The 20,530-nt window shown below is 71.2% G+C and carries 19 protein-coding genes; 11 read left to right on the forward strand and 8 right to left on the reverse strand.

Annotated elements, in window-relative coordinates; genetic code table 11:
- Positions 1-45 precede the first annotated feature (45 nt).
- The 7 genes from WMF19_RS07710 (at position 46) to WMF19_RS07740 (ending at position 7,546) form a co-directional block, all read left to right on the forward strand.
- Positions 46-1,242, forward strand: a complete 1,197-nt coding sequence (locus WMF19_RS07710) for a hypothetical protein (protein WP_437898484.1) — start codon at positions 46-48, stop codon at positions 1,240-1,242.
- A gap of 609 nt (positions 1,243-1,851) precedes the next feature.
- Complete coding sequence (locus tag WMF19_RS07715; protein WP_437898485.1) at positions 1,852-3,132, forward strand: hypothetical protein; 1,281 nt, start codon at positions 1,852-1,854, stop codon at positions 3,130-3,132.
- 197 nt (positions 3,133-3,329) lie between these two features.
- A complete protein-coding gene (locus tag WMF19_RS07720) occupies positions 3,330-3,863 on the forward strand; it encodes a hypothetical protein (protein WP_437898486.1) in 534 nt (177 codons plus the stop codon).
- 236 nt (positions 3,864-4,099) lie between these two features.
- Positions 4,100-4,645 carry a dihydrofolate reductase family protein gene (locus WMF19_RS07725; protein ID WP_437898487.1) on the forward strand — a complete coding sequence of 182 codons (546 nt, stop codon included), beginning with the start codon at positions 4,100-4,102 and terminating at the stop codon, positions 4,643-4,645.
- A 307-nt stretch (positions 4,646-4,952) separates the two neighbouring features.
- A complete protein-coding gene (locus tag WMF19_RS07730; protein ID WP_437898488.1) occupies positions 4,953-5,984 on the forward strand; it encodes a hypothetical protein in 1,032 nt (343 codons plus the stop codon).
- A gap of 292 nt (positions 5,985-6,276) precedes the next feature.
- Entirely contained in the window at positions 6,277-7,137 is an 861-nt protein-coding gene (locus tag WMF19_RS07735) for a HipA family kinase (protein ID WP_437898489.1), read from the forward strand.
- The gene (locus tag WMF19_RS07740; protein ID WP_437898490.1) at positions 7,115-7,546 is read left to right on the forward strand and encodes a DUF3037 domain-containing protein; all 432 of its coding nucleotides are present in this window, start codon (positions 7,115-7,117) and stop codon (positions 7,544-7,546) included. The genes WMF19_RS07735 and WMF19_RS07740 overlap by 23 nt, the downstream gene beginning before the upstream one ends.
- Before the next feature lie 73 nt (positions 7,547-7,619).
- On the opposite strand, the gene WMF19_RS07745 is transcribed toward WMF19_RS07740, so the two are convergent.
- The 3 genes from WMF19_RS07745 to WMF19_RS07755 all read right to left on the reverse strand — a co-directional run bounded on the left by WMF19_RS07745 (position 7,620) and on the right by WMF19_RS07755 (position 10,382).
- Positions 7,620-8,543 (reverse strand): DUF808 domain-containing protein, encoded by a 924-nt coding sequence (locus WMF19_RS07745; RefSeq protein WP_437898491.1) that lies wholly within the window; start codon positions 8,541-8,543, stop codon positions 7,620-7,622.
- 186 nt (positions 8,544-8,729) lie between these two features.
- Positions 8,730-9,641 (reverse strand): ribosome biogenesis GTPase YlqF, encoded by a 912-nt coding sequence (gene ylqF, locus WMF19_RS07750; RefSeq protein WP_437898492.1) that lies wholly within the window; start codon positions 9,639-9,641, stop codon positions 8,730-8,732.
- A gap of 30 nt (positions 9,642-9,671) precedes the next feature.
- The gene (locus WMF19_RS07755; protein ID WP_437898493.1) at positions 9,672-10,382 is read right to left on the reverse strand and encodes a DsbA family oxidoreductase; all 711 of its coding nucleotides are present in this window, start codon (positions 10,380-10,382) and stop codon (positions 9,672-9,674) included.
- Between the two features lie 490 nt (positions 10,383-10,872).
- Here WMF19_RS07755 and WMF19_RS07760 point away from each other — a divergent pair, with 490 nt between their 5' ends.
- Positions 10,873-11,880: a DUF2167 domain-containing protein gene (locus WMF19_RS07760; protein WP_437898494.1), complete on the forward strand. Its 1,008-nt coding sequence runs from the start codon at positions 10,873-10,875 to the stop codon at positions 11,878-11,880.
- Between the two features lie 246 nt (positions 11,881-12,126).
- Here the strand turns inward: WMF19_RS07760 and WMF19_RS07765 are convergent, their stop codons facing one another.
- From WMF19_RS07765 to WMF19_RS07775, 3 genes are all read right to left on the reverse strand, one after another.
- Entirely contained in the window at positions 12,127-12,837 is a 711-nt protein-coding gene (locus WMF19_RS07765; RefSeq protein ID WP_437898495.1) for a GNAT family N-acetyltransferase, read from the reverse strand.
- 57 nt (positions 12,838-12,894) lie between these two features.
- Positions 12,895-14,574, reverse strand: coding sequence for a rhomboid family intramembrane serine protease (locus WMF19_RS07770; RefSeq protein ID WP_437898496.1), 1,680 nt, complete (start codon positions 14,572-14,574; stop codon positions 12,895-12,897).
- An 84-nt stretch (positions 14,575-14,658) separates the two neighbouring features.
- Positions 14,659-15,432 (reverse strand): endonuclease/exonuclease/phosphatase family protein, encoded by a 774-nt coding sequence (locus tag WMF19_RS07775; protein ID WP_437901604.1) that lies wholly within the window; start codon positions 15,430-15,432, stop codon positions 14,659-14,661.
- Between the two features lie 115 nt (positions 15,433-15,547).
- On the opposite strand from WMF19_RS07775, the gene WMF19_RS07780 reads away from it, so the two are divergent.
- The 3 genes from WMF19_RS07780 (at position 15,548) to WMF19_RS07790 (ending at position 19,089) form a co-directional block, all read left to right on the forward strand.
- Complete coding sequence (locus tag WMF19_RS07780) at positions 15,548-15,982, forward strand: GNAT family N-acetyltransferase (protein WP_437898497.1); 435 nt, start codon at positions 15,548-15,550, stop codon at positions 15,980-15,982.
- Positions 15,983-16,456: 474 nt separating this feature from the next.
- Positions 16,457-17,974, forward strand: a complete 1,518-nt coding sequence (locus WMF19_RS07785; RefSeq protein ID WP_437898498.1) for a sensor histidine kinase — start codon at positions 16,457-16,459, stop codon at positions 17,972-17,974.
- The gene (locus WMF19_RS07790; protein WP_437898499.1) at positions 17,971-19,089 is read left to right on the forward strand and encodes a DUF4185 domain-containing protein; all 1,119 of its coding nucleotides are present in this window, start codon (positions 17,971-17,973) and stop codon (positions 19,087-19,089) included. The genes WMF19_RS07785 and WMF19_RS07790 overlap by 4 nt, the downstream gene beginning before the upstream one ends.
- A gap of 106 nt (positions 19,090-19,195) precedes the next feature.
- On the opposite strand, the gene WMF19_RS07795 is transcribed toward WMF19_RS07790, so the two are convergent.
- Together WMF19_RS07795 and WMF19_RS07800 are read right to left on the reverse strand one after the other, a co-directional pair.
- Complete coding sequence (locus tag WMF19_RS07795; protein ID WP_437898501.1) at positions 19,196-19,771, reverse strand: TetR/AcrR family transcriptional regulator; 576 nt, start codon at positions 19,769-19,771, stop codon at positions 19,196-19,198.
- 10 nt (positions 19,772-19,781) lie between these two features.
- Entirely contained in the window at positions 19,782-20,369 is a 588-nt protein-coding gene (locus tag WMF19_RS07800) for a sugar O-acetyltransferase (protein WP_437898502.1), read from the reverse strand.
- Positions 20,370-20,530 lie beyond the last annotated feature (161 nt).

Genomic DNA, 20,530 nt, shown 5'->3' on the forward strand with positions numbered 1-20,530 from the left:
GCAGCAGCCGCGGGGCCTCGCGGGATGGATCTAGGAGGGGCTAGGATGAGAACAGTTCGTTCTACGGCGGGGTGTTGGTTGCTGGTTGGCGCGTTCGCCGTGATGGGTTGCACGGACAACCCCGCGATCGAGGACGGCACGGGCGGGGGCTTCCCCTTCCCCCCGAGCACGTCGACGGGCTTCACGGGCGCGGCCAGCAGCTCGAGCAGCGCATCGACTGCCGGTGATGGCGGCGCAGGTGGTGGTGCCACCGGCAGCGGTGTGGGTGGAGGCGTCGTTGATCCGGGCGATGGCTGCCCTGGCTGCGCGCGGCTCTCCGTGCCGCTCACGAGGGCGGGGCAGGCCACGCAGTTCATGATCTTCTTCCACGAGAAGGTCGACCTGACCGGCGCGACCGTCACGTTCCGCGTGAGGACCCGTGCCGGCACGAGCGGCGGTCTGCAGCCGTTCGTGCAGAACGGGGGTGATCTCGGCTATGCGAACATCGGCTACTCGTGGAACCCGCTTGCCGAGCTGGGACAGTGGAAGGAAATCAAGATCGATGTCGATGCGCTGGCTCCGACAAATGGAAACTTCAACCGCACCGTGGTGGAGATGATCGGGGTTCAGGTCACGGCGGGCAACACGGGGCCCTGGGTCAATCCTACCGTTGTCGATGTCGACTACGTCACGGTCACGAGACCCGGCACAGGCGAAGGGGCTCCGAGCAGCCAGCGCTTCTTCTTTGGCCGTAGCGGGGAGCGCGGCGATGGCGGCGCCGGGGGCGATGGCGGCGCCGGGGGCGATGGCGGCGCCGGGGGTATGGGCGGCGCCGGGGGTATGGGCGGCGCCGGAGGCGCGGGCGGCACCAGCGGCGATGGCGGCGCGGGGGGTATGAGCGGCGCCGGCGGCGCGGGTGGGGTGGCCGGGGCCGGAGGCGAAGGCGGCGAAGGCGGCGGCAGCGCGAGCAGCAGCAGCAGCGCGAGCAGCAGCAGCAGCGCGAGCAGCAGCAGCAGCGCGAGCAGCAGCAGCAGCGCGAGCAGCAGCAGCAGCGCGAGCAGCAGCAGCAGCAGCAGCGCGAGCAGCAGCAGCAGCGCGAGCGGCGGAGGCGGCGAAGGTGGCGGAGGCGGCGAAGGCGGCGGCTCCAGCGGCGATGTGATTCATGTGAGGGGTCCGTACGAGTTCACGACGAGCGAGGAGCCGATGGTGGTCAACGATTATCAGCCCGTGGAAGGCTCGACGGTGACCCACGTCGCCCAGTGACTCTGGCTATCCCGTGGCGTCCGCTGTTCCCCGTCAGGGAGGCCCACGAGACGTGATGAAGCATCAATCTGCACTGATCTGACGACGATTCCGGACGCGACGGCGAGGGGCTCAGCACGCTCGACGAGCCGAGCGCGCTGCCGCGTCCGGAGGTGCCTTGAATGAACGAGGTGCGCTGTCGGTGACGTCGTCGCGGCGACGACGGTCGCTGATGAAGCGATTGGCATGAGAGAGCGCTGATTTGCGCTCTCGGGATGCCGCGCTGTGCTCGGGCTCGACTCCGCGGGTGGTCTCATGTGGCTGCCGCGCCCCGCTTTGCTCGACTCCGTAGGTGGTCGTATGTGGCCGCTGCGCCGCGCTCGGGTTCGACTCCGCAGGTGGTCTCATGTGGCTGCCACGCTTGCAGCGGCGCCAGCGTCGATGAACGACAAACGCGTCGAGACCCGGTGACGGATTTCCCCGTCCGGGCTGTTGAGAAAGTCTTCTGTCCAGGATAACGTCGCGATGTGCGGGGCTGGCTCGGAAGAGCTCCAGTGCTGTAGGAGCCGCGGTGGCGAACGGCGACATCTGCCGCGCTGCCTCGCGGGGGTCTATCCAGGAGGGGTCCGAATGAGATCGGTACTTTCTTTTGCTGCGTACGGGTTGCTGGTTGGCGCGTTCGCCCTGACGGGTTGCGGTGACGACGAGTCCACTGGCAGCGGCGGCGCTGGCGGGACGGGCGGAGGGAGCTCATCCAACTCCAGCACGTCGTCGAACTCGACCAGCTCGGGCTCTGACGGCGGTGGCGGCTCGGGTGATGGCGGCTCGAACGCGGATGGCGGCGGCGGTTCGGGCGGCAGCGGCTCGAGCGACGGCGGCGGCGGTTCGGGTGACGGCGGCAGCGGCTCGAGCGACGGCGGCGGTTCGGGTGATGGCGGCAACAGCCCAGGTGTCGGCGGCGGCAGCTCGGGTGAAGGCGGCGGCAGCTCGGGTGAAGGCGGCGGCAGCTCGGTCCCGGAGGAGCATTGCTCCGGTTGCGCTCGGCTGTCCGTTCCGTTCACGACCGCGAATACGGCGACGCAGTTCTTCATCGAGTTCGCCTCGCCGGTCGATCTGACGGGGAGCACGGTCACGTTCCGCGTGAGATCCCACGCTGGCACCAACGGCGGCGTGCAGCCGTTCGTGCAAAACGGGGCGGACCTGTCCTATGCGAACATCGGCTATTCGTGGAATCCGATCGCCGGGCTGGCAGACTGGCATGAGATCACGGTGGATGTCGATGCCTTGGCCCCGGCTCGTCCCAACTTCAACCGCACGCGGGTGAAGCTGATCGGACTCCAGATCACGGCGGGCGGCACCGGGCCCTGGACCAACCCGACCGTCATCTACGTCGACTCCATCACCGTAACGAAACCCGGCAGCTCGAGCGCCGCGCGACGCGCCGGAGACCCGAGCAGCGAGCGCGGCGAGGGTGAGGGCGGCGCCGGCGGGTGGAGCGGTGATGGTGGCGCCGGCGGCGAGAGCGGCGTGGGCGGCGCCGGTGGAACGAGCGGTGACGTCGGCGCCGGCGGTGAGAGCGGCGTGGGCGGCGCTGGTGGAACGAGCGGCGTGGGCGGCGCTGGTGGCGAAGGCGCGACGTCCGGCGTGGGCGGCGCTGGTGGCGAAGGCGCGACGTCCGGCGTGGGCGGCGTGGGCGGCGCGGGCGGCGAAGGCGCCACGACCGGTGTCGGCGGCGCGGGCGGCGAAGGCGGCTCGGCCGGTGTCGGCGGCGCGGGCGGCGAAGGCGGCGGCTCCGGTGGAGAGGTGATCCACGTGGTGGGTCCGTTCGAGTTCACGACCGGCGTGGAGCCGATGGTGGTCGGCAACTACATGCCGGTGGCCGGCTCGTTGCTGACCCACATCGCCGAGTGATCCCGGGCCAGCCGGGGAGCGCGCTGCACCTCGCGCAGCGAAACGCGCAAGGCGCGCCAGAACATCGAACAGCCTGATCTCGTGACAACTCCAGCCGAGGGAGCGGGCATCCGGCCCACGTCACGGTTCACCGAGGCGAGCAAGCCGGCGATCCTGGCGCTGCTTGTGGGATGTCGGCGGATCATGCTATAGCCCGCATGGTGTGGGTAGTCCTCCTGGGTGCGCTCCTCTTCGCGAGCGCGTGCGACAGCACCGTCATCGTTCCCGAAGACGGCCATGGCGCGAGCGGCGGCGGCGGCGGCGGAACGTCAGCACCAGGCGCCGGAAGCAGCGACACCAGCAGCTCGTCCTCACCAGCCGTTTGGACGGTGCCGCCGGATCGGACCTACAGCCACATCGATTGCGGCGACGAGCTCGCCAACCCGACGCTCTTCGTGGAGATCTGGCCGGACGGCTCCGGCTGTCTGGCCCCGGCGACCATCGAGGACGATGTGCTCGTGTTCGGGATCGTGAGGTGGGACGGGCAACCGGGAACGTTCACGCTCGGTGTCGAGACGCCGCACGGCGTGGCGCAGGCCGCCATGGGCTTGCAGCCCGATCCCATCACCGGCACGCTCACGGTCGAGCCGTACGTCGGTGCGCCTTCGGCGATCGCGTGGGATCTATCCGTGGGCGCTGGCCGCACCGAACTGTCCATTTGCGGCCACTTCGACGGCTTCCCGTGCCGGTGAGCCTCACTCGCCTTTGACGCAGACGCGGCGGCGCTCGGGCGCACCTCTGCCTTCTTGCTCGCCCGAAGACGAACGGACCACGGGCAGCATGGCGGACCTCGCCTGGGGTCGTTTCTGTGTCGACTGGTTGCGCCGGCGCGAGCGTCGCGATGAGAATGGCCTCGACGCGCCGAGGCCCGGCGCTCTCGATGGACCGACCCACGGCGAGCTCAGGCAGCGTCTCAGGGAGGATTCGAATGAGAAAGATCGTCTATGACGTCGCGGTGACGGTCGACGGCTTCATCTCGCACGAGGACGGCTCGGTGGATGGCTTCGTGATGCAAGGAGAGCACGCCAGCGATTACGTCGAGCGCCTGAAGGGCTACGACACCGTCGTGATGGGGCGAAGGACGTACGAGTGGGGCTATCCCTTCGGGCTCGTCCCGGGGAAGCGAGCCTACCCGCACATGGCGCACTACATCTTCTCGAAGACCCTCCGCTTCGGCGAGGGCGCCGAGGTGGAGGTCGTGGGCCGTGACGAGATCGAGGCCCTGAAGCGGCTGAAGGAGGGCGACGGGGCCGATATCTATCTCTGCGGGGGCGGCGCGTTCGCCGGCTTCCTCCTCGAGCACGATCTCATCGATCGGCTCGTCCTCAAGGTGAATCCCATCGTCTTCGGGCACGGGATCCGGCTCTTCGGCGACAGCTCCACGAAGGTCGAGCTGGCGCTCCTCGGCGCGACGTCGTACGCGAACGGCGTGTCGCTCCTCCGGTACGACGTGAAGCGCCGGGGCGCGGCCTGAGGGGCCGCCCCGGCGAGGGCGTGTCGCACGATTCCGCCGCGGCGTGGCTGTCGAGCCCGCCGCGGCGCTTTCGTCCGGCGGACTCGACAGCTGCGCCTCGATGGGGCTGAGCTGGTTGTCGGGCTCACACGTTCGGGCTGTTGAGAAAAATTTCTGCCCAGGGTAACTTGCGCCACGCGGCTGGCTCGGAGGAGCTCGCGGGCGGTGACAACCGCCATGGCGAACGGAGGCCCGGGCTGCGTGGCCTCGTGGTGCACATCAGGAGAGGGTCAGGATGAGATCAGTTCTTTCTTTGGCAATGTGCGGGATGTTGGTTGGCGCATTCGCCATGACGGGTTGCGGTGATGACGAGACCACCGGCAGCGGCGGTGCGGGCGGTGCGGGCGGTGGGACCGCCTCCAGCACGACGTCGAGCTCCAGCAGCAGCTCGGCGAGCACGGGCGGCGGCGAGGGCGGCGCGGGCGGCGGTGAAGGCGGCGCGGGCGGCGGCGAGGGCGGCGCGGGCGGCGCGGGCGGCGGTGAAGGCGGTGCGGGCGGCGGCGAGGGCGGCGCGGGCGGCAGCGCCCCCGACATCGGTCCCGGTCCGGAGGAGAGCTGCTCGGGTTGCGCCCGGCTGGCTGTGCCGCTCACCATGGCTTCCACGGGGACGCTGTTCCAATTCGACTTCCCTCAGCTGGTCGACCTGACCGGCGCTACCGTCACGTTCCGTGTGAAGGCTCATGCCGCCACCGGCGGTGGTCTGCAGGTCTTCGTGCAGAACGGCGATGACCAGACCTGGGCGGGCGTCCCCTGGGCGTGGACGAGCTTCAGCGACCTGAAAGAGTGGACCGACCTCACCATCGACGTCGATGCCTCCGATGCGGCCGATGCCACTGCTGGGGGAAAATTCGATAGCACCAAGGTGAGGCGCATCGGCGTCAAGGTCGACGCAGGTGCCGAGGGGCCCTGGGCCAACCCGACCATCGTCTATATCGACTCCATCACCGTCACGAGGTCGGCTAGCACGAGCGGTTCGGGCGGTGCCGGCGGCGCGGGCGGTGCCGGCGGCGAGGGTGGCGCCGGCGGCGCGGGTGGCACGAGCGGTGAGGGCGGCTCGGGCGGCACTGGCGGCACGAGCGGCGAGGGCGGCTCGGCGGGCGCCACCGGTGAGGGCGGCGCTGGCGGCACGAGCGGCGAGGGCGGCTCGGCGGACGCCACCGGTGAGGGCGGCGCCGGCGGCGCGAGCAGCGAGGTGGTTCATGTGATCGGTCCGTTCGAGTTCACGGACGGCCTGCAGGGCTTCCTGCTCGGCGATTACCAGGCCGTGCTCGGCTCGAGGCTGGATCCCCTCGGCGAGTGATCGACGATGGCCTGCGGCGCTCGCTCTCGCGCTGATGCGCGGAGCGAGCGCCGGGCCGCCTCATCGATCATCGAGGGCGCGCTTCCCGGTGCGCTCCAGCTCGACCCAGACTTCCCCGTCTCACGCAACTGCGGGGGTGAGGGCTCTGGCCGAAGGCGGGGTCTTTTGAACCGCCAAGCGCGCCAAAGACGCCAAGAAAACACAAAAATCTTGGCGTCTTATGGCGTCTTGGCGGTCTCACCCTTCCGGCAGGGCGGGGAACTTCCCTCACCACCCGCTACGCTGCTGCGGCATGATCCGAACCGTCCACACGACCCGCTACGTCACCCCGCTCCGCGAGGGCGGGTCGCTGCCGGCCCTCGTCGAGGCCGATGACGACGGGCTCTATGTCCTGAAGCTCCGCGGCGCCGGTCAGGGGCCGAAGGCGCTCATCGCGGAGCTCGTCGCCGGGGAGATCGGGCGCGCGCTGGGGCTGCCGGTGCCGGAGATCGTCTTCATGGAGCTCGACCCCGCCTTCGGGCGGGCCGAGCCGGATCCGGAGCTGTCCGACCTGCTCTCGGCGAGCGCCGGCCTGAACCTCGCCCTCGACTACCTGCCCGGGTCGCTCGCGTTCCAGCCGCTCGCCGGCCCGGCGATCGACCCGGGGCTTGCGGCCGCCGTCGTCTGGTTCGACGCCTTCACGAGCAACGTGGACCGGACGCCCAAGAACCCCAACCTGCTCCTGTGGCACCGCCGCCTCTGGCTGATCGACCACGGCGCGGCGCTCTATGTCCACCACGCCTGGACCGACGCGACCGACCCGCGCGCCGACGCCCACGACCGCTTCCCGCTCATCAAGAGCCATGTCCTGCTCCCGTTCGCGGGCGATCTCGCCGAGGCCGACGCCGCGCTGAGCGCCCGGCTCACCCCCGAGCGCATCGCGGGGATCGTCGACGCGATCCCGGACGCGTGGCTGGCCGATCAGGACCCCCGCGCCCGGTCCTCTGGCGAGCGGCGGTCCGCGTTCTCGCCCGACGCGGCCGAGGCGCCGCAGCCCGACGCCGCGCCGGTCGCGGCGCGCCGCGCGGCGTACGCCGTCTACCTGACCCACCGCCTCGCGTCGCCGCGGGGCTTCGTCGAGGAGGCGCTCGATGCCGCCCGTGCCCGGCGGTAGCCCTTTGGGCGCGCCCGCCGCCGCCGACCCGTTCGACTACGCCGTGCTGCGTGTGGTCCCGCGCGTGGAGCGCGGCGAGCGCGTCAACGTCGGGGTGGTCCTCTTCTGCCGCGCCCGGGGCTTCCTCGACGCGCGCTTCGAGCCCGACGAGCGGCGCCTGCTCGCCCTCTGGCCCGATCTCGACCTGGAGGCGGTCCGCGGCCACCTCGACTTCATCCGCCGCGTCTGCGCCGGCGATCGGGCGTGCGGGTACGTCGCCGAACTCCCCCAGGCCGAGCGCTTCGGCTGGGTGGTGTCCCCGGCGAGCACTGTCGTCCAGCCCTCGCGTGTCCACGCGGGCCTCGGCGCCGATCCGGCCGCGGCGCTCGATCGGCTGCTCGCGGCCCTTGTGCGGTCCGGACAGGGCTGACCTGCGCGGCGCGAGCCCGCGCTCCAGGCGCCGCGAGCCCGCGCTCCAGGCGCCGCGAACCCGCGCTCCAGGGTCAGTGATCGTCCTTCTCGCGCGTCATCGCCTGCTTCACCGCGGTCACGACGCCCAGCACGACCGCGCCGGCCGCGACGCCGACGACCATGTTGGCGAGCGACGGCACCACCGCGCCGAGCACGGCGCCGGCGCCCTGGGTCATGTCCTCGATGTGGTGGTGCAGCCACGGCACGCCGTGCGTCAGGATGCCGCCGCCGACCAGGAACATCGCCGCCGTGCCGGCGACCGACAGGCCCTTCATCAGCCACGGCGCCGCCTTCAGGATGCCGCTGCCCAGCGACTGCTGCAGACCGCCGTCCTGGCGGCTCAGGTAGAGGCCGGCGTCGTCGAGCTTCACGATGCCTGCGACCAGGCCGTAGACGCCCACCGTCATCAGCACGGCGATACCGCTCAGCACGGCGACCTGCGTGCTGAACGGCGACGCCGCCACGGTGCCGAGCGTGATCGCGATGATCTCGGCCGACAGGATGAAGTCGGTGCGCACCGCGCCCTTGATCTTCTCCCTCTCGAACTCCACGAGGTCGATCTTCGGATCGGAGAGCGCCTGCACGCGCTCGGCGCGGTGCGCCTCGTCCTCGTGCTTGCTGTGCAGCACCTTGTGGGCGACCTTCTCGAAGCCCTCGTAACAGAGGAAGGCGCCGCCGACCATCAGCAGGGGCGTGACGGCCCAGGGCGCGAAGGCGCTGATCGCCAGCGCCGCCGGCACAAGGATGGCCTTGTTGAGCAGCGAGCCCTTCGCCACGGCCAGCACGACCGGCAGCTCGCGATCGGCGTTGACGCCCGTCACCTGCTGCGCGTTCAGCGCCAGATCGTCGCCCAGCACGCCGGCGGTCTTCTTGGCGGCCACCTTCGTCAGCACGGCAACGTCGTCCAGCACGGTGGCGATGTCGTCGATCAGGGCGAGCAGGCTGCTTCCGGCCATGGAGTGAGGTCCTCGTCGGGTGAATGGGTAGGGAGCGTGGGGAGCGGGGAGCGTGGCGAACGTCACTGGCGGCGCCGCACGGCAGCCGTCGCGTGGGCATCGTAGCGGGCGTCGGCGGCCTTCGGGTCGAAGATCCTGGGCGCCCACGTCGATCGGCCAGCCTGGCCGGCGACGCTGCGCCGCGGCTCACGCGCTCTCTTCGATCCCCGACGGCGACTCCAGCCCCGGCGGCTCTTCCAGGCTGATGCGCCCGAGCCGACCGGCGCGGAAGTCGTGGACGAGGATGTCCGACGCCTTGTGCAGGTCCACCGACCCGCCGCTGCGCAGGCAGCCGCGGCGGCGGCCGATCTCCTCGATCAGCGCGGCGGCCGTCTCCGGCAGCTCCTTCAGCTTGTAGCGGGCGACGAGGAGCTCGGGGTAGCGCCGCAGGAAGTACCCCGCCGCGAACAGGGCGACGCTCTGATAATCGATGGCCGTGTCGGGGATCGCCCCGCCCACGGCCAGGCGGAACGAGGCCGACTCGTCGTCGATCTTGGGCCAGAGGATCCCCGGGTTGTCGGAGATGGCCATGCCGGTCTTCAACGTGACGAGCTGCTGGCTCTTCGTGACCGCGGGCTCGTCGCCGACCTTGGCCACCTTGCGCTCCATGAGCGCGTTGATGAGCGTCGATTTGCCGACGTTGGGGATCCCCACGATCATGGCCCGCACCACCTTGCCGGGGCCGTTCTTGGGGGGCGCGAGGCGCTTGCAGAGCTCCGGGATCCGGCGCCGCGCCTCGGACGACTGGCTCGCGGAGATCGCGATCGCGAGCACCTGGCCCCCCGGCGAGGCGCCGCGCTCTGCCTCGTCAGGAGGCGCGGCGCGCTCCGCCTCGAAGTAGCGGAGCCACGCCGTGGTGACGGCCGGGTCCGCCAGATCGCTCTTGTTCAGGACCTTGATGCACGGCTTCTGGCCGCGCAGCTCGGCCAGGACGGGGTTCTCGCTGGCCAGCGGCATCCGGGCGTCGAGCACCTCGATGACGACGTCCTGCGACGGCATCGACTCGGCGATCGTGCGCCGAGCCTTGGTCATGTGGCCTGGATACCATTGAATCGACATCCGCCGCGCAGCTCTATCACGCCCGGCGGCTCATGCGCACCCGTCCGGTCCGCAGGCCGCCCCCTCGGCGAACGCCTGCTCGGGCGCGTCGGCCGCCTCGTCCCACGCCTTCTGGAGCACGCCGAGGAGGGCCTCGGCCGGCTGCGCGCCGGAGACGCCGTACCGCCCGCCGAACGCGAAGAAGGGGACGCCCGTGATGCCGATCTCGCGCGCCTCGGCCTCGTCGGCCCGCACCTCGCGCGCGTGGGCGTCGCTCGCGAGCGCCGCGCGGACCTCGTCCGGGTCGAGCCCCGCCTCGCCGGCGAGGCGCGCGAGCACCTCCGGCTCGCCGATCGCCTCGCCCTCGGTCATGTAGCCGCGGAGCAGCCGCTCCTTCACGGCGTCCTGCGCGCCGCGCTCGGCCGCGAGGTGGAGCACGCGGTGCGCGTCGAAGGTGTTCCCGGGCCGGACCTTGTCGAAGCGGAGATCGAGGCCGTCCGCCGCGCCCACCTCGGTCATCTGCTGGATCATGGCCTCGGCCTTGGCGACGGGCACGCCGTATTTCCTCGCGAGGCGCCCGGCGTAGGAGACCTCGGTGTCGAGGACGCGCTTCGCCGAGGGGTCGAGCTCGAACGCGCGCCAGACGACCTCGACCGCATCCCGGCGCGGGAACCTGGCGAGCGCGGCCTCGAGCCGGCGCTTGCCGACGTAGCACCAGGGGCACGCGATGTCGGACCAGACATCGATACGGAGCTTCTTCATGGCGATCAAGGTAGGGCGCAGGGGCGCCGACGGCCAGGCGGCGCGCGTTGCGGGCGGGAAGGGGGCCGGCGCGGCGGTCGGGGAGGGGTCGAGCTCGCCGGGGAGCGCTGAGCCATCCCGTGTGCGCCCGCCTGGGGGAGGCCGTCGCCTTCGCGGTGGCGGATTGCTCCGGGCAGTCACGCGCAGGTCGACTGGATGCATCTGGCCGGAAGGTGTCGTGCACCCAGCCGGATCATGCGCCGCATGTCCATAGCGGTGCTTGGCGAAGGGAATCGGATGTAGTGCACTCGCGGCGAAAGCACGTTTCTGACGCGCCACGCCCCCTCCTGGAAAAATGACACTGCATCAACAACTTATCCATGCATTGAAGGAGCTGCCTTCTCCACAGCCTGCGGGAGCGCCCCGCTGCGCTTGTGCGCCATGGAGCACTCTGGTTGAATGCCCCGATTATTCTCGAAGGCGGCAGGGTGTTCCGTCAGGAGTGGGGAAAATGTCCAATCGTCGACTCGCTTCGATCGCTTCGGTGGCCCTGGTGCTCGGCGCGAGCGCGCTCGCCGCGGCCGGGGACCCGAGCCCTGCCGCGCCCGCGGGGGCCGCGGCCGGAGCGGCGAGCGCCGTGCCCGCGGGGGCCGCGCAGCCGGCTGCGGCGGAGCCATCCGGCGACGCAGCGCGGGAGCCGACGGCGGAGGAGATCGCCGCGGCGATGCAGAAGTTCGATGCCGAGCTGAAGCTCCAGAGCGGGAAGGTCACGGTCGGCGACAACCTGGCCGAGCTCGACGTGCCGGAGGCGTTCCGCTTCACGGGCCCGGAAGGCACCAGGAAGGTGCTCGAGGCCTGGGGCAATCCTCCGGGGTCCGAAGCGCTCGGCATGCTGTTCCCGGCCGGCCTGAGCCCGATCGCGGACGACTCGTGGGGGGTCGTGATCAGCTACGTGGAGGAGGGCCACGTCGACGACGATGACGCGAAGGACATCGATTTCGGCGAGCTCCTGGCCGAGATGCAGAAGGACACCGGCGAGGGGAACCTGGAGCGCCAGAAGGCGGGCTTCCCCGCCGTGCGCCTGATCGGCTGGGCCGAGCCGCCTCACTACGATCCTGCGACGAAGAAGCTGTACTGGGCCAAGGAGCTCGAGTTCGTGGGGAACGAGCACCACACGCTCAACTACTCGATCCGCGTGCTCGGGCGCAAAGGCGTGCTCGAGCTGAACGCCGTCTCCGGCATGAAGCAGCTCGCGACCGTGCGGGGCGAGATGCAGAGCGTGCTGAAGTTCGTCGAGTTCAAGCCCGGCAACCGCTACGAGGACTTCGACGAGAAGATCGACCAGGTGGCCGTGTACGGCATCGGCGCCCTGGTCGCGGGCAAGGTGGCGGCCAAGGCGGGGCTGTTCAAGGGGCTTTTCGCCCTGCTGCTCGCCAGCAAGAAGCTCGTCGTCGCCGGCCTGGTGGCTGTCGCGGGCGGCGCCAAGGTGCTCTGGGAACGGATCCGCGGGCGCCCTTGACCTTCGGGAAGTCCTCGAAAGCCTTGCGTCGTTCGAAGGCGCATACGAGCAGCTCCTTGAACTTCGGGGGAACTCCCGCCATCCTGCCGGAATGATGGAACCGCCAAGACGCCATAAGACGCCAAGATGATTATTGTTTTCTTGGCGTCTTATGGCGCCTTGGCGGTCAAAAGAACACACCTTCGGCCAAAGTGCCCTACCACCGGGCGACGCGGCGCCGCCTCGCCCTCGCCCGGTGACCCCCGCTTACCGCCGCTCCTCCGCGCCCATCAGCGCGGAGAGGCTCTGCCGCTGGCGGCCCGCGCCGTCGAAGTTCGATGGATCGAGCCAGCGCTCGAACGCCGCCTTCGCCGCCGGCCACTCCTTGTCGATGATCGCGTGCCACGCGGTGTCGCGGGTGCGCCCCTTGACCACCGCGGCCTGCCGGAACACGCCTTCGAAGCGGAACCCGAGCCTCAGCGCCGCCGCCCGCGAGCCCGCGTTGAGCGCGTCGCACTTCCACTCGTAGCGCCGGTAGCCGAGCTCGTCGAACGCCCGCCGCATCATGAGGTACATGGCCTCCGTCGCCGCAGGCGTCCTCTGAAGGAGCGGTGAGTACCTGAGGTGTCCGACCTCGATGACCCCGCTCTTGGGGTCGATCCGCAGGTAGGCCGCGACGCCGATCGCCCGTCCGGTCGTCGCGTCGATGATCGCATGGAACAGCGGATCATCACCCAGGCACGTGGCGTCCATCCAGGCGCGGTAGTCCGAGAGGGTCGCGAACGGGCCATAGGGCAGGTAGGTCCAGCCTCGCCCCTCCGCGTCCGTGAGGTTGGCCGCATGGAGGTCCGCCGCGTGCCTCTCGGGATCGATCGGCTCGAGTCGGCACGTGCGCCCGAGCAGGATCTCGCGCGGCGGCAGCGGCCGCGGCGTCCAGCCGGGGAGGGGGTGGCCGATCGGCTGCATCAGAGAATTCATGTGCTCCACGGGATCGCGATCTCCGCAAGGTGGTTTGCTCACGGCGCCAGCCGCGTACTACTGCGCCCGGATCGTCGCCGCCACTTTGTCCTCGATCCCTTCCCACGTCGCCGGCCGATCCGCCGTCGAGTAGGCCTGGAGCATCACCTCGCGATCCCCGAGCACCACGACGTAGCTCACCATCTGCACCCCGTTCTTGAGCCCGTTCTTCACGCTCACCGCCGGCCGCCCGCCCAGCATGACGCGCGTCGCCGGGCCCTTCGTCACGGTGTTCGCCGGCCGTTGCTCGTCGAGCACCTTGCGCTCCTGCTCGAGGAGGGCGTCCAGCTGCTCGGGCGGCACCGCGCCCTCGAGCGGGAAGACGGCGACCCGGAACACGACGGGCGTCCGGGGCAGCTTCCCGTACGCGTGGAAGCGGACGCCGGCCAGCTCCTCCACGGACGCGGCGCTCGCGAGCGCCTCTGGCAGGTCCAGGGCGACGCCCGTGTCCGCGACCGCGGTGCGCGTCAGCACCGGCGGCGCGCGGAGCTCCCACGGGCGGCCGGCGGCGAACGCCGTCGCCACGGACAGCGCCATCGCCGCGGCCGCCAGGGCGGCCGCGGCCGTGAGGAAGGGGCGCTGCCTCGGCTCGGCGTCCGCCGCGCGCTCGCGCTGATCCACGGGCGTGAGGCCGCGGGGGAGGACCGTGACGACGAGCGCGAAGCCGACGACGCCGCCGCCCAGGTGCGCGAGCAGATCGACGCCGGGCTGGAAGCTGTAGACGAGGTTGAGCCCGAGCGGCAGCCACGCGCGGCTGCGCATCTGCGCGATCATCGCGGGGGGCAGGAGCCCGTGCGGCCGGAGCGCGACGCCGATGCCGGCCGTCATGAGACCCCAGATCGCGCCCGACGCGCCGACGCTCCACCGGTCCTCCAGCATCGCGCTCGCGAGCGACCCGCCCAGCGCCGAGGCCCCGTAGAGCAGCAGGAAGCGCCGCGGGCCGAAGAGCGCCTCAAGCATCGGGCCGAACGACCAGAGCGCCAGCATGTTGACGAAGAGGTGCATCGGGTCGGCGTGCAGGAACGCCGAGGCGAGGAGCCGGTAGAGCTCCCCACGGCGCACCGCCTCGCCGCTGTTGGCGCCCATGCGCCACAGCGCCGCCTCGTGGGTGCCCGAGCCGAAGGCGTAGCTCACGGCGAGGAGCACGGCGCACGCGATCATGAGCGTCGCGGTGACGCGGCGGCTGCCCCTCAGCCGGTCGACGATCGCGCGCTCCTGCTGCGCCAGCGCGTGCCCCTCGGCGAGCGCCTCCACGAGGGCGTCAGGCTCGATCGGGCCCACCTCGGCGAGGCGCTCGTAGGCCCGATCGAGGGCCGGCAGGGCCTGCCCCTTCACGCGCGCGAGCTCGCCCGCCGCGTCGAGGTGGTGGAAGCCCATCCGCACGAGCTGCACCAGCGGCGCCACCTTGGCGAGCGCGGCCCGGCCTGGGGCAGCGGCGCCGCCCACGAGCACGACGTGCGTCGGCGGTCCGCCGGGCTGCACCGCCTTCACGAGCGGCTCGAGCAGGGCGTGGATCTCGTCGGCCGAGAGATCCCCTGGCGCCGTGACGAGCGCGATCTGGAGGGGCGCCGCCCTGCCGGCGAGGAGCGCCAGCCTCGCGTCGCAGCGGAGCAGCACGAGGGCGTCCGGCCCGCGGAGCAGCGCCGCGAGCAGGCGATCGCGTCGCGCCGCCGCGTCGTCCCGGGGCGCACGGTCCATGATCGGCGGATCCACCACGCTCGCTTCTCCTCCTGCTCCCTCCTGCGAGAGGTCGCGCGGCGAGCGTAGCCGAAAGGCGGCGCGTCAGGAGAGCTCGGCGATGACCGCGTGGTGGTCGGACGCGGCGCCGACGTCGATGACGTCGGCCTGCGCGAGCCGGCCGGCGAGCCGCGGCGACAGCAGCACGTAGTCGGTCCGCGTCTCCACCTGCGCGCCGTCGCGCCCGCGCAGCGCGGTGAACCAGCGCGAGGAGCGCGGCCTCTGGAGAAGGGCGTCGGCCCAGCCGAACGCCTCGATCGAATCCATCGTGTCGAACCGCGGCGGGCTGCCGTACTTCTCGATGCCGGCCGCCGCGAGGCGCGCGCCGAGGTCCGCGGGGTAGGGGTCGCGGCGCGACAGCGCGTTGAGGTCGCCCGCGAGCGCCCAGAGGCCCGCGGCGAACCGGGCGGGGGGCACGAGCGAGAGCAGCCAGCGCGCCTCGGTGAGCCGGCGATCCTCGCTGCCGGCGTTGAGGTGGGTGCCGAGCACCACGAGCGGCTCGCCGTCGAGCGAGAGCTCGACCTCGACGAGGCAGTGGGCCAGCGTCTCGGGCGCGTGCACGCTTGCGCCGGCGAGCGGCGCCCGGCTGACGACGGCGACGTGGTTGCGCCTCCCGTTCGGCCGCGGGTTGGCGTTGCCCAGGACGGCGTGCCGCTCGCCGGCGGGCGCGCCGATCGCCTCGGCGACGGCCCGGAGCCGGGCGCCGTCCTCCCAGCCCACGCACTCCTGGAGCACGAGCAGATCCGGGCGCGCGGCGGCGACGATCGCGAGGATCGCCTCGAACCGATCCTCGCCGCCGAAGAGGATGTTGAAGGTCATGATCTTCACGGTCCGATCAGGCTAGCTCTTCCGAGGTCGGGGCGTCTGCGGAGAGCAGCCAAAAGGCGCGCTGAATCGGGTGGACGCGCCGCCAGGGACGGCGCACGAAGCGGGGATGGCCGGCGACGTCCTACCGATCCGCAGCGATTCGCCGCTCTACGCCGGCGCGCTCCGCCTCCGGCGCGAGGTCTTCGTCGTCGAGCAGTCCGTGCCCGAGGACATCGAGATCGACGAGCTCGACGCCGTCGCGCGGCACTTCGTCGTCCTCGACGGCGGCGAGGTCGTCGCGACGATGCGCATCGTGCCGTACGAGGGCGCGCTCAAGGTGGGCCGCGTGGCCGTCAGGAGAGACCTTCGCGGCGCGGGCCTCGGGCGGCGGCTGATGGAGGAGGCGATCCGCGTCGCCGGCGCAGAGGGCGCGCGCGCGCTGATCCTGAACGCCCAGGTCTCTGCAGCGGCGTTCTATCGCAAGCTCGGCTTCGTCGAGGAGGGGCCGATCTTCGACGAGGCGGGGATCCCGCACACGAAGATGGTCCGACGGATGGCCTGAGTCCGCGGGCGCTGGCGATAAAGGTCCGGCCGGGGAGGGCGACGGCCATCTGCGTGGTGCTCGGCGCGCCGCAGCAATACGCGACCTCTGCCGCTCCATCTGCAGCCGGACGGACACCGCCGTTTCGCCTGGGCTGCCCCTGCGCAAATCGCAGACCCGAAGATGCCAAAAAAACTCGTAGAGCGCGGCGCTGGGCGGCGTGACGAGAGGGCAGCGCGCGACTCCTCGCACGTTGCGCATCGCGGTGTTCGAAGACAATCTACGTGATCGATGACGTCGAAAGCGGGCGGGCGAAGCAGCGGACTGGACGAGCCTGGCTGCCCGCGCGCGCTTCCTGGTCCACCTCTGCTCGACTGGATTGGGATCATCCCACGAGCCGCGAGCGCCCTCACCGTCGTGACCGCTGGGGCTGTCCTGGTGGGCTGGTGGCTCGATGTTCAGGTTCTCAAGAGTGTCCACCCGACATTCGTGACCATGAAGGTGAACACGGCGCTGGCCTTCCTTGCCGCCGGCGCGTCGCTGTGGCTCTATCGCTGCGCGGGATCGAGCTTGCGGACGCGTCTGCTCTCGCGGGTGTGCGCCGGCGGAGTCGCTCTCATCGGGCTGCTCACGTGCCTGGAATACGCGCTGAACAAGCCGCTCCATATCGATCAGATTCTCTTCCGGGAAGGGCCGGGCGCCGTCGGCACCCCTCACCTCGGCAGAATGGCTATCACGACGGCCCTCTGCTTTGTCCTCCTCGGCTCGGCGCTGTGTCTGCTCGACGCGAAGGCGCGGCGCGTCCGCCGGCTCTTCTTCGCGATGGTCGTGCTCATCGCGTTGCTCGGGCAGCTGGCGGTGCTCGGATATGTGCTCGGGGTCGGGTATCTTTATGGCGTCGGAGCGACGACCGAGATGGCGTTGCATACGGCGCTGCTCTTTCTGGTGGTGTCTGCCGGCGCCCTGTGCGCGCGGCCCGAGCTGAGCGGCGTCGAGCTGTTGAACAGCGCGGGGGCCGGCGGCGTGATGGCGCGCCGACTGCTTGTCGCCGCGTTCGGCGCGCCGTTCATCCTCGGCTGGGCGATCGTGAAGGGGCGGAAGCTCGGCCTCTACGATTCGGCGTTCGAGTCGTCGCTCCTCGTCGTCGGCTGCGTCGTCCTCATCGTGCGCCACATCTGGAAGAGCGCTGCCGCGTTGGAATGCATCGATCGGGCTCGGGGGAGGGCCGTAGAAGATCGCGGCCGACTCGCTCTCCGTGAGGAGGCCGCCCAGGCTGCCGTCCGAGAGAGAGACGAGTTCCTCTCCATCGCGTCCCACGAGCTCCGAACGCCGATCGCCGCGCTCCAGCTCACGCTGCAGGCGCTGCAGCGCAAGCCTGGCGGCGGCGAGCCAGCGACCCTCCAGAACGACCGCACCGCCCGAGCGGTGGAGGGGAGCCTTCGGCAGGTCGCGCGGCTGACGCGGTTGGTCGATCAGCTGCTCGATCTGTCGCGCATCAAGGCGGGTCGTCTCGAGCTCGAGCCGGAGAGGGTCAATCTCGCCGAGGTGGTGCGCCAGGCCGTCGAGCCCCTCCAGGTGGTGCTGGCGCAGGCGGGCTGCTCGCTGTCTCTGCGCGTCGAGCGCGAGATCCTCGGTCGCTGGGACGCGCTGCGGATCGAGCAGGTCGTGACGAACCTCGTGTCCAACGCGCTGAAGTATGGCGCGAACGCCCCCGTCGAGATCAGCGTACAGCGGCGCGGGGACGCGGCCGTGATCGCGGTGCGCGATCACGGAATCGGCATCGCCCCGGAGAACACGGCGCGGATCTTCGAGCGGTTCGAGCGCGCCGTGTCGTCGCGCGACTACGCCGGCGTGGGCATCGGTCTCTTCGTCGCCAGGCAGATCGTCGAGGCCCACGGCGGCTCGATCCGGGTCGAGAGCGCGCTCGGCGCGGGTTCGACTTTCTTCGTCGAGCTGCCCATCGAGCACGTGGTGAGCTGCGCCGTCCCCTTCCGTGGGATGATGGCGTCATGAGCTCCCTACGCCTATCCCTCACGCCCGCCCGTTCTGTCCCCATCGCCCTCGCGCACCTGGTCCTCGCGGCGTGTGGCGGGGAGCCGGGCCCAGGCGTCGAGTCTGCCGAGGAGATCGGCGTCGTCGAGAAGGGGGCGTGGATCGAAGGGCGCGACGGTGGAGACAGCGCTGTCGTGTGGGGCAAGTCGGTCTGGGTCTATGGCGACACCGTTCTCACGCAGGCTGATGAGGCCGGGACGAACTGGCACCATAACTCGTTCGACATCTCGGACGATCTCGACGCGTCCGACGGCATCGGTGGCTTCTCCTCGCCGGCCGACAGCGTGGGGGCGCCGGGGTACTTCATCGCGCCCACCGCGGACGAGCAGGCGTTCAACGACGCTCACGCCGGCGATGACTGCGCCGAGGCGCCGTGCGGCGCCCGCTGGGCCGTGTGGCCCGGGGCGCCGGTGTTCGATGCGGCGCGCGACCGCGCTTTGATCCCGTATGGCCTCATCTATGCGGAGCCGGGCGACTTCAATTTCCGCGGCGTGGGCCAGTCGTTCGCGATCTGGGAGGGCCTCGACGAGGCGCCGGAGCGGCCGATCGTGGACGCGAGCGCGGAGCACCCCGACCTGCTCTTCGGGGAAGGCGAGCCAGGCTGGGGTGCCGCGCTGGTCGCCCACGGCGACGACCTGTACACCTTCGCGTGCGACGGCAGCCTGTCCAAGCCGTGCCGCCTCGCGCGCGTGCCGCTCGAGACGCCCGTCGACCGAGGTGCCTTCCGCTACTTCGACGGCGATGGCTGGAGCGACGACGCCGGGGATGCCGCCGAGCTGTTCGACGGCGCGCCCATCATGTCCGTCTCGTACTGTGAGCACCTCGGGGCGTGGCTCGCGGTCTACGCGCCCCCGTTCGACCACCGGATCGTGGCGCGCACCGCCCCGGACCTCACCGGCCCTTGGTCGGACGAGTCCACCCTGTACACGGCCCCCGAGGAGCACGCGCCCTACGACGCGGTCCACCACGTGGAGTACGAGGAGGACGGCGGTCGGGTGCAGTACATCACGTACTCGCGGCCGACGAGCGGCTGGTTCGGGTCGGAGTTCGCGCTCGTCCGCGTCGTGCTGAACTGACGGGCGAGTGCTCGCCGCTGTCTGCTCCAGAAGAGCGGCCTGGCTGTCCGTGGCCAGACGTCTGGCTGTCCGTCACGGCCCAGAACCTCCCATCTCCTGCGGGAGCTCAGCGGGTGAAGCGGCGGATGGCGTGCCGGATCTGCTCGGGCGCCATGGGATCCGTCGATAGGGCGCTGTGCAGCACGAGGCCTTCGATCAGCGCGTCGAGCTCCCGCGCGGTCACCGGGTCGAAGTGGATCTCCAGCGCGCGCCGGCTCCGCAGCATCCAGGCCTGGGTGACGGCGCGCAGCGCGGGTTTCCGGGCGGCGGCGACGTAGAGCTCGACGCTGAGCACCAGGTCGCGCTCCGAGCCGAGCAGGGCCGTGGTGAGGTGCTCGACGAGGAGCTCGACCGCGGCCTCGCGGTCGCATGCGGCGCGCATCTGCTCCTCGAAGCGGGTGGCCACGCCGTCCGCGTGCCGGGTGAACGCCGCGGCGAGCAGCTCGTCGATCGAGGCGAAGTGGTACGTGGTCGAGCCGAGCGGCACGTCGGCGGCCCGGGCGATCGAGCGGTGTGACGCGCCGGCGACGCCCTGCTCGGCGATCACGTCGAGCGCGGTCGCCACGAGCCGCTCCCGGCGCCCTGGGTCGTGGCGGCGGGCCCGCCGCGCGGGGGCGGCGCGCCTCGCCCTGGCAGCGCTCATCGCGCCTCCGTCACACTCGCGCCTCGCCCGGCGCCGGCGCGGCGCCCGCGGCGTCGAGGGCGCGGATCACGCGGGCGGGATTGCCGACTGCGACCACGTTGGCCGGCAGGTCGCGCGTCACGACGGAGCCCGCGCCCACCACGGTGTTGTCGCCGATCGTCACGCCCGGAAGCACGATGGCCCCGCCGCCGAGCCACACGTTGTTCCCGATCGTGATGGGCTTCGCGGCCTCCCATTTCTGGCGCCGGGGCTCGGGCTCCACCGGGTGGGTCGGCGTGAGCAGCTGCACGTTCGGGCCGATCTGCACGTCGTCGCCGATCGTGATGGGCGCGACGTCGAGCGCGACCAGCCCGAAGTTCGCGAAGCAGCGCGCCCCGATGGTGATGCGCGAGCCGTAGTCCACGTAGAACGGCGGGCGGATCTCGGTGCCCTCGCCGATCGCGCCGAGCAGCTGCTCCAGCAAGCGGCGGCGCAGCGGGCGCTGCCGTACCGACGTCGCGTTGTAGGCCGCCATGAGATCCAGCGCGGCCGCGCTCTGCTCGGCGATCTCGGGATCGTCGGCGATGTAGAGGTCGCCAGCGAGCATCCGCTCGCGCATGGACCGGGGATCGTGAGGGGTCGACATATGGACGAGTGTACACTCTATAGGAACTAGTGTCCACATCGACGGGCGGGACGAACGCGTCGAGGGCCATGCGCGGCCCTCGCCCTGTGCCTCGAGCTTCGCGGGCAGATGGGGCAAGGCTCGTCCGCGGTGAT

This window comes from Sorangium sp. So ce124 (assembly GCF_051525235.1).
In the GTDB taxonomy this organism is placed as follows: domain Bacteria; phylum Myxococcota_A; class Polyangia; order Polyangiales; family Polyangiaceae; genus Sorangium; species Sorangium atrum.